Raw genomic sequence first — 13297 nt, 5'->3', positions numbered from 1 at the left:
TCGCCGTCTGCATACTGTGTTTCAAGCCGGGATCACCCGGCCGCTCTCACCCAAGAACAATAACAAGGGGAGGGCGACACCTTATGGAGACAAGCATGACCATCGCCACCCCCGCCGCCACCGCGCCCGTTCCTGACGTGGCCGCCAATCAACTGGAACAGCAGGTGATGCGCAAGGTATCGCGCCACCTGCTGGGATTTCTGTTCCTGCTGTTCGTGTTTTCCTTTCTGGACCGCATCAATATCGGCTTTGCCGGCCTGACCATGATGCAGGACCTGGGCCTGTCCGGCACCCAGTTCGGCTTTGCCACCACCCTGTTTTACATCGCCTATATCGCCTGCAGCATCCCCAGCAACATCGTGCTGGCCCGCATCGGCGCGCGTAAATGGATAGGCAGCATGATGATCGCGTGGGGGCTGGCCTCGACGGCGACCCTGTTCGCCAGCGGCCCTGTCAGCCTGTATGCGCTGCGCTTTTTAGTGGGCGTGACGGAGGCTGGCTTTCTGCCCGGCATGCTGCTGTACCTGACGTACTGGTTTCCCAGCGCCTACCGGGCGCGCGCCAATGCCCTGTTCATGATCGCCATGCCCGTCACGGCCGCCATCGGTTCGGCCTTGTCGGGCCTGATCCTGGGGCTCGACGGTCACTGGGGCTTGAAGGGCTGGCAATGGCTGTTCTTGCTCGAAGGCATGCCATCCGTATTCCTGGGGCTGGCCGTGTATGGTTACCTCGACGACTCGCCCAACAGGGCGAACTGGCTGAGCAAGCTGGAACAGCAGGTGCTGGAGCGCATGCTGGCGGCCGAGCACAAACCGGTGGCGCCGCGGCAGAACACCTCGGTGCTGGCGGAAATGCTGTCGCCCACGGTATTGAAATTCGGCGTCGCTTATTTTTGCCTGGTGAATACTTTGGCCATGGTGGCCGTGTGGACACCGCTGATCGTGAAAAGTTTTAACAGCAATGCCAGCAACACGCAGATCGGTCTGCTGGCCGCCATTCCGCAAGTATGCACCGTCATCGGCATGATTGCCTGGGGCCGCCGCTCGGACCGCTTGCAGGAACGCCGCTGGCACATCGTCTGGCCCATGCTGCTGTCGGCCGCCGGCTGGCTCTTCACCGCGTATTCGGCCAATCCCATCGTGCAGTTGCTGGGCGTATGCATGGCATCGACGGGCGCGTACACGGCCATGTCCGTCTTCTGGACCACGCCGGACCGTGCCCTGAGCCTGGGGGCGCGCGCCATCGGCATCGCCGTCATCAATGCGACGGGCAATATCGGCTCGGCCCTGAATCCCGTCGTCGTGGGCTGGCTGAAGGATTTCACGCACAGCTTTGCCACGGGCTTGCTGTACGCCAGCGTGCTGCTGGTGGCGGGCGCGGCCATCGTGCTGACCCTGCCCATCGCCCGTGGCGGCAAAGAACAATCTTGATTGAAGAGGACGCCATCATGAGCGACACGTTCCACCCTTATCCCCATGTGCCGAAGGTGTATCCACCCGGCAAGCCGGCGGGCACTGGCATCCAGCACGTCCCTGTCCTGATCGTCGGCGGCGGCCCCGTCGGCCTGGCCACGGCGCTGGGCCTGGCCCGCCACGGCGTACGCAGTGTGCTGATCGAAGCGGACGATGGCGTCTGCACGGGCAGCCGCGCCATCTGCATCTCGCGGCGCAGCCTGGAAATCATCGAACGCCTGGGCGCGCTCGACGGCTTTATCAGCAAAGGATTGCCGTGGGCCGGTGGGCGCAGTTTTTACCGCGACGAGGAAGTGCTGCACTTCACGATGCCGCAAGACGCGAACCAGAAGCTGCCGCCCATGGTCAACCTGGCGCAATACCATATCGAGCAATTCCTGCTCGATGCGGCCGAACGCCTGCCGGAGCTGATCGATATCCGCTGGCAAACGCGGGTCACTGGCGTGGATCGGCGCGTCGATGGCGCCACGGTCACTGTGGCCACGCCCGACGACACTTACCGGATCGACACGGACTGGCTGGTGGCGGCCGATGGCGGGCGCAGTGTCGTGCGCGAGGCGCTGGGCTTGAAATTGCAGGGCACCAGCTATGAAGGGCGCTATGTGATCGTCGATATCCACCTGAAGAGCGACCGCCCGACGGAGCGCCTCGCGTATTTCGATCCGCCGTCGAATCCTGGCTCCACCGTGCTCGTGCACAAGCAGCCCGACGATATCTGGCGCATCGACTACCAGTTGCGCGACGACGAGGATGCGCAGGCGGCCGTGCTGCTGGAAAACGTGGCGCCCCGCGTGGACAGCCTGCTGGCCATGATGGGAGAAACCGCGCCGTGGCATCCCGTGTGGATCACCATCTATAAAGCCAATGCACTGACCCTGGAAAAATACCGGCACGGCCCCGTGCTGTTCGCGGGCGATGCGGCCCATTTGGTGCCCATCTTTGGCGTGCGCGGAGCCAATTCCGGCATCGATGATGCGGATAACCTGGCCTGGAAGCTGGCCTACGTCGTCAAGGGCCAGGCGCCGCAGGCCTTGCTCGACAGCTATTCGGACGAGCGCGTGTACGCCGCCCATGAAAACCTGCGCCACGGCACGAAAAGCACGGAATTCATGGCGCCGCCCACGTTCGCCTTCGATCTCATGCGCACAGCCGTGCTGGGACTGGCGGGCAAGCACGCGCACGTGCGCTCCTTGATCAATCCGCGCCAGACGAGCGCCATCGCGTATGCGCAGTCGCCCTTGAATGCGCTGGAATCGGATGTGTTTGCAGCCGGCCCCGCGCCGGGCACAGTCTTGCCCGAGTGTCCGCTGGCGCTGCGGCACAACGGTGGGCAAAAAGCGGGGTATATTACCGATTTGGTGAACCGCACTGATGGCAATTTTACGGGCCTGTATTTCAGCGACGATGGCGCCATGCCTGCCGAACTGCTGGCGCTGTGCGATACATTGCCCTTGACGACCGTGGCGATCGCCCGTAGCGGGGCGCAAGGGGACGCGTGGGACCACACGGCGCAGGTATTCCCGCTGTTCGATGCCTTGCCAGGCAGTTTTTACCTCGTGCGGCCGGATGGGCATGTGCTGGGGCGCTGGCGGCAAGTGCAGGCGGAGCAGGTGGCAGCAGCGCTGGCTAAATCCGGGGTCAGTCCCTTCGGGAGCGGTACGCGCCCCATTGGGGCGTGCACCCCCGCCGGGTCTGACCCCAGCACTTTGCGCAGCGGGTCAGTAAAAGTTATTAAGGAGATAGCATGACCGACATCGAACTGGACAATCTTTACACCGAGCTATGCCACACCATGGGTGGCCTGGGCGAACAGCGCTCACCCCTGTTCCTGGCACGCTTTGCCTTGCTGGCCATGGGCGCCATCGGCAATGCCGACGTGGTGCAAGGCTTGCTGCGCGACGCGGCCGATGGCCTGGCGGAGCCGGCATGATAGGCGCCGGCTACCAGAGCGGCTTCGGCAACGAATTTGCCACGGAAGCCGTACCCGGCGCCTTGCCACAGGGGCAGAATTCGCCGCAGCGGGCACCACTGGGCCTGTACGCGGAGCAATTGTCGGGCACGGCCTTCACTGCGCCGCGCGCGCAGAACCGGCGCTCGTGGCTGTACCGCATCCGTCCCGCCAGCCAGCATCCGCCATTCACCTTGGTGGAAAACACCCGCATCGTCAGCGATTTCCATGCGATGCCGCCCACGCCACCCAACCAGCTGCGCTGGGATCCGCTGCCGCTGCCCGACAGCGCGACGCCAACGGACTTCATCGACGGCTGGCAAACGATGGCCGGCAATGGCAGCGCCGAAACGATGAGCGGCTGCGCCGTCCACGTGTATGCGGCCAACCGCTCCATGCAGCGTTTCTTTTACTCGGCCGATGGCGAATTGCTGGTCGTGCCACAGGAAGGCCGGCTGGCGATCGCCACGGAACTGGGCTTGATCGAGCTGGAACCGCAGGAAATCGCCGTGATCCCGCGCGGCGTGCGTTTCCGCGTGACCCTTCCGGACGGCACCGCGCGCGGCTATGTGTGCGAAAACTTCGGCACGGCCTTCCGCCTGCCCGACATGGGGCCCATCGGCTCGAACGGCCTGGCCAACAGCCGCGACTTCCTCACGCCGCACGCGGCCTACGAAGACATCGATGGCGAGTGCGAACTGGTGGCCAAGTTCGGCGGCCATCTGTGGCGCACGACCCTCGACCATTCGCCGCTGGACGTGGTGGCCTGGCATGGCAATTACGCGCCCTACAAATACGATTTGCGCCGGTTTAACGTCATCGGTTCCATCAGCTACGATCATCCCGACCCGTCGATCTTCCTCGTGCTGCAGGCACCGAGCGAAAATCCGCTGCTGGGCGCGATCGACTTCGCCATCTTCCCGCCGCGCTGGCTGGCGGCCGAACATACGTTCCGGCCGCCCTGGTTCCACCGCAACGTGGCCAGCGAATTCATGGGCCTGATCCACGGCGTGTACGACGCCAAGGCGGCCGGTTTCGTGCCGGGCGGCGCCAGCCTGCACAACTGTATGTCCGGCCACGGTCCCGATGCGCAGACGTTTGAAAAGGCCTCGCACAGCGACACGAGCACGCCCGTGAAGGTGGCCGATACCATGGCCTTCATGTTCGAGACGCGCACCATCCTCAAGCCGACGCCATTCGCCTTGAACGGCGAACTGCTGCAGAATGACTATTTCGAGTGCTGGCAAGGCTTGCGCAAGCATTTCGATCCCGACCAGGCATAGTCAAACGGCGCTCAAGCGGCCCGCGCCAGCGTGTGCGGGTTGCTGGGCAGGCCGCATTGCCTGCTTCCTTGCCGCAGCAAGGTTCGGGCCCACGCCGCATATGCAAAATCCGGATAAGCTAGCGCGGCACCATTCGTTCACGCCTGCGGATGGAGCGCGGTATAGTCGGCCCATGGAACTCTTAGCCCACAACTTCAGCAGCGATTTCGCGCGCAGCGCCCACCTTGCCCGTGGCGCCGGCGATGACGGCGACAGCGAGGCGCTGGTCGCCTTCCGCGACCCGCAGCAAATGAGCTTGCTGGTGCGCGCCACGGCCTTTGTCTTTGCCGATCCCCGCTCGCGCCAGTTGCACGAGCTGATCGAGCGCATCGCCCCCAGCGAGGCGACGGTGCTGATCACGGGCGAAACGGGCACCGGCAAGGAACTGATCGCGCGCCACGTGCACGGCTTGAGCGGGCGCGCCGAGCAGACCTTTGTGGCGATCAACTGCGGCGCGTTTTCCGAAACCCTCGTCGAGAGCGAACTGTTTGGCTATGAAAAAGGCGCGTTTACGGGCGCGCAGCAGGGCAAGCCGGGCTGGTTCGAGACGGCCAGCGGCGGCACCCTGTTCCTCGATGAAATCGGCGACTTGCCGCTGGCGATGCAGGTGAAGCTGCTGCGCGTGCTGCAGGAGCGCGAAGTGGTGCGCCTGGGCGCGCGGCGCGCCATCCCCATCGACGTGCGCCTGATCGCGGCCACCAACGTGGACCTGGCCGAAGCCGTGCGGGCAGGGCGCTTCCGCGAAGACCTGTATTACCGGCTGCAGGTGATCGGCCTGCCGCTGCGCCCCTTGCGCGAGCGTCCGGGCGACATCATGCCGCTGACGCGCCATTTTATGGCCATCTATGCGCAGCGATTGCACCTGGGCGAGGTGGAACTGGGCCCCGATGCGCAGCAGGCCTTGCTCGCTTATCCATGGCCGGGCAATATCCGCGAACTGGAAAATGTCATCCACCGCGCGCTGCTCGTCTGCCGCAGCGGCGTCGTGCGGGACGAGGACTTGAGTTTGTCTGGCTGGCACCGCGCGCCTGCCGCCGCACCTGTCTCTGTACCTGTTCCAGATGCGTGGGCCGGCGGCGCCGATATCGCGTATGCGGCCCATGGCGCGGCCGGCCAGGACGACTTGTTGGCCGCCGAGCGTTTTGCCCGCGCCTGGCAAGCCTTGCTCGACTCGGGCGAAGCCGTGGAGTTCGAAGCCATGCAGCAGGAACTGGTGCGCGCCGCGTGGGAGCGCAACGAGCGCAACCAGGTACGCACGGCCAGGCACTTGAACCTGAGCCGCAACATCTTGCGCACCTTTTTGAAAAAGGCGGGCGCCATCGACTAGGCGCTCGATGGACTTCCCGGAGCCGGCCCCGCAGTGATGCGGCTCCGGCTTTTTTCATGGCTGCTGCGCGCGCAACACATTGCTGCCGTGGCTGCAGCCGATTGCTGCGCAAGCAGCAGTTTCGGGCGCCGATGGGTAGCCAGCGCATGGCATGTTTTCTGCGAGGAGGGAAGGGCAGATCGCCACGCACGATGCGCCGCGACCTTTTCTTTGACCCACGACAGGAGTCCATGCATGACCATCGAATTCATCTGGCAATTGCCCACCAGCGGCGATGGCCGTTACGCGGCGCCCGGCATTTCTCGCCGGGGCGAGCGAGCCGCTGGCGCGCCCAGTCCCTTACAGGCGGGCGTGAGTGACCCGCGCGGCGTGCGTCCGCCCTTCAATTATTTCGATTACCTGCACCAGATCGCCCGCGCGGCCGACCTTTCCGGCTTCGACGGCATCCAGATACGCCACGATACGCAGGGTGATGAAAGCTGGATCGTCGCGGGGTATTTGGCGCGCAGCACGCGGCATCTGAAACTGATCGCCGAATTCGACGCGGCCTGGGGTTCGGCCGTGTATGCGGCGAAGAACGCCGTCAGCTTCCAGCGCTTTACGGGCGGGCGTTTCGCCTGGCAGATCGGCCACGGCGGCGATGCGGCAGCGCGCCGGCGCCAGGGCGACGCAGTGCCGGACGCGGATATCTTGCCGCGCATCGATGAATTCATCACGGTGGCGCGCGGCGTGCAAAGCACATCACCGTTCAACTTCAAGGGCAAGTTCTTCGAGGTGCAGGACGGCGGCTTCAAGGGGCCGCTGGCGAACCATCCCATTAACACCATCTACCTGAATGGGGACAGCCCGGAGGCGCTGGCCCTGTCGGCGCGCCAGGCCGACGTGCACGTGTTCGATGCGGCGCCGCTCGCGGATTTGCAGCCGGCTATCGCCAGCCTGCAAGCGCAGGCGCGCCAGCTGGGCCGCACGGTGGCGGCAGGCGTGCGCATCGACGTGCTGGCCCGCGAAACGTCCGAGGAAGCACTGCGCGATGCGCGCCGCTACCGCAGTGGCGCGGGGCTGCCCGACGATAGTGCGTTTGATGGCGGCACCGCTGCCTTCTGGCCCGGCTTTGCGCAAGCGCAGACGGGCGCCCACGGCGCCCTGGTCGGCAGCTACGAGCAGGTCAGCGCCGCGCTTGAAGCGTATGCGCAGGCGGGGGTCTCCAGCTTCGTGCTGGCAGCCATCCCCCATTTCGAGGAAGCCTACCGCATCGGTGAACACGTGCTGCCCCGCGTGCGGGCAGCTTTATACACGCAACGGCAAGCAGCCTGAATCCCCTTATTTGAAGGAGTACCACTATATGGCAATCGATTTTTTCTGGCGCATTCCCACGCATGGCGAACCGAGTTCGCACCGCGCCCGCACGCCGTTTCGCGGCGACTGGTTTCCCGGCAATGACAACCTGCGCCAGGCCGGCCTCGGTGGAGGCGGTGCCGACGGTTTTACGTATATCGACTATCTGGCGGAAATCGCCCGCGCGGCCGAGCTGTCGGGCTTTCAGGGCGGCCTGATTCCTTCGTTTCCCATGACGGACGAACCGTGGGCCATCTCCGCGCTGCTGGCGCGCGAGACGAGCACCTTCCGCTTCATGATCCCGTTCCAGCCCGGCTTCCTGAACCCCGTGGTAGCCGCGCGCATGACGGCCAGCCTGCAGCGGGCCACGGGCGGCCGCGCCCTGTACAACGTGATCACGGGCGGCGGCGGTCCGGCGCAGCTGTGGTGGGGCGATTCGGCCGGCCACGACGACCGCTACACGCGCACGACGGAATTTCTCGACGTGGTGCGCGGCGTGTGGCGTGGCGGGCCGTTTTCCTACCAGGGCAAGTTCTACCAGGTGGAAGATGCTGGCCTGGCCACGCCGCTGTCGGAGCAGGACTTCCCCGAGATTTATTTTTCGGGATCTTCGGACGCGGCCCTCGGGTCGGCCTCGAAACACGCCGATTACTACCTGACGTGGTTGGAACCGTTCGAGCAGCTGCGCGAGAAATTCGCCCGCGTGCATGAAAAGACGGCGCTGCTGGGCCGCAAGATCAAATGCGCCGTGCGCGTCGACATCGTGGCCCGCGCCACGGAAGAAGAAGCGTGGGACGAAGTGCGCAAGGGCTTTGACGCCGTGGACCCCGCCACCTTGCGCCAGTTCCTCGGTGCCGATGGCGGCGATTCCGTGGGCGCGGCGCGCCAGCGGGGCAACCGTCCGAGCACCCTGAACAGCTACAAGGATTTGATCACGGCGCCGAACATCTGGTCCGGTTTCAACTTGCTGCGCGGCGGGCAGACGCAGGGCATCGTCGGCAGCTACCAGCAGGTGGCCGAGCGCCTGGACGAACTGGTGCAGCTGGGTGCCGACGCCTTCATCCTGGCCAGCACGCCGCACCTGGAAGAAGCGTACCGGGTGGGCGAGGAAGTGCTGCCGCTCGTGCGCGGACACACGTCGGCACTATTGCGCGCCGCCTGAGTATCACCTGTTGCCGCGACAGCAGCATCACCGCCTGCTGTCGCGCAGGCAGCACGCGGCGGCGCCGCTGCTGCCAAATCAACAGCACTATCATGATGATAGTCTTCCTTTTAAATCAATCACTTGAGCACGATTTTGCTGCGCTGCGGCAGCGGGCATGCGCCTTGCAATGCAGGTCATCACCATCTCGCGTTTTGACTTTACTCAAGGATAATCACCCATGCGCCGTTCGACTGCCCCCACCGCCGTTTCTTCTTTCCCCTTTCATTTGACGCCGGTGCGCCGCGCGCTGCGCTCGGCCTTCGCCATCGGCGGCCTGATGCTCGCTTCCAGCATGGCCCATGCCGAAGCGCCGACCGCCGATGCCATTGCCGCCGTCGACGCGAATGGCGGGGGCGAGGGCGCCTCCCTGCAATCGGTGACGGTGACGGCGCAAAAGCGCGAGGAATCGGCGCAAAAAGTGCCGAGCGCGATCACGGTATTGGGCGGCAAGGAGCTGCTCGACACGGGCATCGGCCGCTCGGCCAGCGAAATCCTCAATTATGTGCCGAACGCCTCGGCCGGCACGCAGCAGCATGGCCGCCCCCGCTGGTGGATACGCGGCGTCGGCGCGGGCCAGCAGCAGATCGATTTCCCGAATCCCGTCGGCTTTTACCTCGACGACGTCTACATCAGCAATTCCAGCGCCACGGGCTTTCCCCTGTTCGACCTGGACCGGGTGGAAGTGCTGCGCGGCCCGCAAGGCACCTTGTGGGGCAAGAACACCACGGGTGGCGCCATCAACGTCATTTCGCGCAAGCCCTCGTTCAAGTCCAGCGGCTACGCCAAGCTTGACTACAGCAGCTACGACACCAAGCTGGCCGAAGGCGCCATTGGCGGCGCGCTGGTCGACGAGGTGCTGGCGGGGCGCTTGTCTTTCCACACGGAGCAGCAGGACAAGGGCCGCTTCCACAACCAGTTTACGGGCGAGCGCGATGGAAAACTCAAGGACAGCGCCATCCGCGGCCAGCTCAAGGCCCTGATCGGGCGCGACCTGACGGCCAATCTGAACCTGCATTACCGCGACTACACGACCAAGGGCGCCACGACGACGGTGGCCAGCTATGGCGCGAATGGCGTCTATCGCAATGGCTATATCCCCAGCACCAATCCCGATGACGTGAGCACGAACGCACCGGCCGACAGCGACGTGAAACAGGGCGGCGCGCAGCTGAACCTGGAATATGCGCTGGGCGAGCTGACACTGACGTCGATCACCGGCTATGAAAATTTCAGGAACGAAGCGACGGGCGACAGCGACAACACGCCGCTGGAAGTGGGCCGCAGCCGCTCCAAGGCCAGCAGCCGGCAAGTGTCGCAGGAGCTGCGCCTGACGTCGCCGCAAAACGGCGCCGTGAGCTGGGTGGCGGGCCTGTTCTACTTCAATGAAAAGATCGATTCCGATTCGGCCGGCGCCCGCCTGCCCAACGGCACCGTGCCGGCGCTGGCGGGCAGCACGCAGCCCGTCGGCTACAACCGCACCATCTACCAGCACAAGGCGCGCAGCGCGGCCATCTTCGGCAGCACGACCGTCAACTTCAGCGAACAGTTCCTGTCCACCTTTGGCCTGCGCTGGACGACGGAAACCAAGGACCTCGATTTGCAGCGCGTGCAGGCCGCATCGAATACGGTGACGTTTGGCGACGCAGCCAACTGGTGGAACACGGTCCGGGGCGGCAATTACGCTGCCGCCTCAGTCGCCAACAACAACTTCACGTCGAATCCCTCGACCACGTGGAACGCGCTGACCTACGACGTGACACCCGAATACCGCTTCAGCCGCACCTTGCGCGGTTATCTGAAATACGCGCATGGCATCAAGTCGGGCGGCTACAACACGAGCGCCACGGACGTGCGGGCCCTGAACACGGTCAAGCCCGAAACCCTGAACTCGTTCGAGGCGGGCATCAAGTCGGAATGGCTGGATGGACGTTTGAATTTCAACGCCAACGTTTTTCACTATGACTACAAGAACGTGCAGGTCAATATCACGGGCGTGTACAACGGCGACCCCACGCAAAGCGTCAATTACCTGCAAAACGTGCGCAAGGCTCACGTGAACGGCGCGGAATTCGAGATCGAGGCGCAGCCGACGGACAACTTGCACATCAACGCCAATATCGGCCTGCTGCGCACGGAATTCGACGATTTCGCCATCCAGAACAATGGCGGCGACCGCTCCGGCAATGAATTCGTGCGCTCGCCCCATGTGACGGCCTTGCTGGCGGCCGAATACCGCTACCCGCTGGGCAATGGCGCGCAGCTGGTCTTCAGCGGCGACGTGCGCTACACGTCCAAGCAATACTATTATGTCGACCCGCAAAACGCCGCGCGCGACCTGCTGAACCAGGGCGGCTTCGCGCTGGCCAATGCGCGCCTGTCGTATGTGCTCCCGGGCGGCAAGCACCGCATCACGGCGTATGCGAACAACCTGGCCGACAAGGTCTACCGCAACCACACCTTGACCAGCTTCGTGCCGGGCGCCGTCAACGGCGACACCGTCATCATCGGCCAGGGCCGCACGGTGGGTGCGTCCTACACGATCCAGTTCTGACCTTGACTGCCTGATGTAGAAAGGCCGGCGAATTCGCCGGCCTTTGCGTTTTCCCGTAGGTCGGCTTAGCGCAGCGTAAGCCGACAACACCAAACTAGGCCGCCACCCGCAGCAGCGCCTCCAGCCGCCGCTGCGCTTCCTCCAGCGGCCGCCGGTCGATCCAACTCTCGATATCCACGTCGCGGTCAAGAAAACCGTGCTGCAGCTGAAAATCCTTTTGCTGGCGGAACAGCGCCACCTTGTCATCGGACAGGTCGGGCGCCAGGGTCAGATGAAAACCGTCGCGGTAGGCTTCCGCCACGGCGTCGGCGCCGGCCCGCGTCTCGCCCTGCAGGATGGCCAGCACGTCGGCCTGGTGGCTGCGGGCCCAGTGCGCGGCGCGCAGTGTCTGCGTCAAAAAGCGCACGACCAGTTCGAAATGCTGCTCCAGCATTGTTTCATGCACGGTGATCGGCCGCGGCGTGCCGTTATTCACGCGGAAGCGCCGGTCCGGCAGGGCGTCGATGTCGATCCCCACTTCCAGTCCCGCCGCGCGGGCCGCTTCGGCCGCCGCCGCGCCTTTGACGTAGACGGCATCGACTTCGCCGCGCAGCAGCGGCGCGATGCCTTGCCACAGTCCCGCGCCGAGATTGGCCGATGCCTGGGCGTCGCCTCCCACTTCCACCAGCCGTACATCGTCCAAGGTGAGGCCGGCCGACGCCAGCACGCCCTTGTAGCCGGCCAGGCTCATGCCGCGCGCGATGCTGCGCCCGCGCCGGTTTTCGCGCAAGTCTTCGGCGCGAAACGCTGGCAGCGCCAGACGCTTGTCCTGCAGCTGCGCCGGTGTCGTGATGCCGGAACCGGGGCGCACGAGGATGGCTTGCCATTCATCGATCCACGTCAGGCCGATCAGGCGCGTGGGCGCCCCTTGCGCGCGCGCGGGCAGGGCCAGCAGGTTGCCGCCTTCGCGCACGAGCGTGGACAAGCCGTGGTCGTAATGGTGGCGCGCCAGTTCGCCGCCCACTTCCTGCAGGGTTTTCAAGGCGATGCCGTCGCGGGAGAATTCCTCGTCCAGCCAGCCCAGTTTATAGGCCAGGCCCGTGGCCGTGGGCACGGGACAGCGGGTGAACCAGACGGTATCGGCAGCGGGAGATGGTGCGGTAGTCATGGGATTCCTTGGTGATGGGTGGAGCCTTGAACCGTGCAGGAAACGTGCCCGCGCCGCTTGCTGGCTTGCCGACAGCGCGCTTCCACAACGCTGCTGCCACGCCAGCAACCGCTGTTGCGCAGGCAGCAGCGCCCCACCATTTTCGCGGCCCCGGCGCTGGCACGCGTCTTGCGAAAGTAGAGGCATGACTGACCCGTATTCCAACCCAACCAAATGGAGCATGACATGACGGACGTGGCACAAGCGGAAGCACAACAAGTACAGGTGCAGGAGTTGACGGCGGCCGAACTGGCCTTCGTGGAGCAGGTGCGGCGCGACGCGCAGATCGCCTTCGACGGCTTGCGCGAGACAGGCAGCCTGACGGCCAACGGTACGGTGGGCTTTGTCGAGCGCACCCCTGGCGGCGACAAGGTCGTGGTGGTCAACGATCCGGGTCCGTTCCGCCGCGGCCAGGCATTGAAGGCGGCCGTGCTGGCGCTCGATGGCACGGTGATCGTGGGCGATGCGAACAACGGCGGCGCGCGTTACTTAAAACTGTTCCGCGAACGGCCCGAGGTGACGTCGATCTCGCATGTGCATTCGCCGTCCCTGGGCGCGTGGGCGCAGACGCACCGCACCCTGCCGATTCGTTACGTGCCCGTGCAGCGCTTTCAGCTGATCCGCGAAATTCCCATCTATATCGACCGCCGCCAGCCGGAAGTCGATTTCATCCTCGACGAAATCGCGCGCAATACGCATGCGACGGCCATCCTGGAAGCGAATGGCGGCGCCACCGTGTGGGGCAAGCAGGGCTTGCTGAAGCTGGCCGAGTTCATCCTGCTGCTGGAAGAGGGTGCGCAAATCCAGATCGCCGCCGAAGCCATCGGCGGTTCGCGCGACTTCGGCCCCGGCGTGCTGCTGCAGCAATGGAAGATGAGCAAGCTGATCGACACGGCGCGCGCTCTCTCTCTGCTGCCTGCCACCGACCTCGTGTAACCCTTTCAAGAACAGG

10 protein-coding genes are annotated in these 13297 nt (G+C 64.8%); 9 read left to right on the top strand and 1 reads right to left on the bottom strand.

Annotated elements, in window-relative coordinates:
• The first annotated feature begins 95 nt into the window (after positions 1 to 95).
• The 8 genes from KO538_RS14500 to KO538_RS14465 all read left to right on the top strand — a co-directional run bounded on the left by KO538_RS14500 (position 96) and on the right by KO538_RS14465 (position 11159).
• Entirely contained in the window at positions 96 to 1430 is a 1335-nt protein-coding gene (locus KO538_RS14500) for an MFS transporter (RefSeq protein WP_219328711.1), read from the top strand.
• 17 nt (positions 1431 to 1447) lie between these two features.
• Complete coding sequence (locus KO538_RS14495) at positions 1448 to 3220, top strand: FAD-dependent oxidoreductase (protein ID WP_219328710.1); 1773 nt, start codon at positions 1448 to 1450, stop codon at positions 3218 to 3220.
• A complete protein-coding gene (locus tag KO538_RS14490) occupies positions 3217 to 3402 on the top strand; it encodes a hypothetical protein (protein ID WP_219328709.1) in 186 nt (61 codons plus the stop codon). Before KO538_RS14495 ends, KO538_RS14490 begins: the two co-directional genes overlap by 4 nt.
• Positions 3399 to 4703, top strand: a complete 1305-nt coding sequence (hmgA, locus tag KO538_RS14485) for a homogentisate 1,2-dioxygenase (RefSeq protein ID WP_219328708.1) — start codon at positions 3399 to 3401, stop codon at positions 4701 to 4703. Before KO538_RS14490 ends, hmgA begins: the two co-directional genes overlap by 4 nt.
• Before the next feature lie 172 nt (positions 4704 to 4875).
• Complete coding sequence (locus KO538_RS14480; RefSeq protein ID WP_219328707.1) at positions 4876 to 6069, top strand: sigma 54-interacting transcriptional regulator; 1194 nt, start codon at positions 4876 to 4878, stop codon at positions 6067 to 6069.
• 234 nt (positions 6070 to 6303) lie between these two features.
• On the top strand, positions 6304 to 7383 hold the full coding sequence (locus KO538_RS14475) for an LLM class flavin-dependent oxidoreductase (RefSeq protein ID WP_219328706.1): 1080 nt from the start codon (positions 6304 to 6306) through the stop codon (positions 7381 to 7383).
• A 28-nt stretch (positions 7384 to 7411) separates the two neighbouring features.
• Positions 7412 to 8566, top strand: a complete 1155-nt coding sequence (locus tag KO538_RS14470) for an LLM class flavin-dependent oxidoreductase (RefSeq protein ID WP_219328705.1) — start codon at positions 7412 to 7414, stop codon at positions 8564 to 8566.
• Positions 8567 to 8786: 220 nt separating this feature from the next.
• Positions 8787 to 11159 (top strand): TonB-dependent receptor, encoded by a 2373-nt coding sequence (locus KO538_RS14465; protein WP_219328704.1) that lies wholly within the window; start codon positions 8787 to 8789, stop codon positions 11157 to 11159.
• A 94-nt stretch (positions 11160 to 11253) separates the two neighbouring features.
• Here KO538_RS14465 and KO538_RS14460 read toward each other — a convergent pair whose 3' ends face one another.
• Positions 11254 to 12306, bottom strand: a complete 1053-nt coding sequence (locus KO538_RS14460) for an ABC transporter substrate-binding protein (protein WP_219328703.1) — start codon at positions 12304 to 12306, stop codon at positions 11254 to 11256.
• 225 nt (positions 12307 to 12531) lie between these two features.
• Here KO538_RS14460 and KO538_RS14455 point away from each other — a divergent pair, with 225 nt between their 5' ends.
• Entirely contained in the window at positions 12532 to 13281 is a 750-nt protein-coding gene (locus KO538_RS14455) for a class II aldolase/adducin family protein (protein WP_219328701.1), read from the top strand.
• Positions 13282 to 13297 lie beyond the last annotated feature (16 nt).

Origin of the sequence: Janthinobacterium sp. NKUCC08_JDC (assembly GCF_019345575.1) — a bacterium.
Classification (GTDB): Bacteria; Pseudomonadota; Gammaproteobacteria; order Burkholderiales; family Burkholderiaceae_D; genus Janthinobacterium; species Janthinobacterium aestuarii.
The sequence above is the reverse complement of the archived record's forward strand: the minus strand, read 5'-3'. Positions and strand labels throughout refer to the sequence as shown.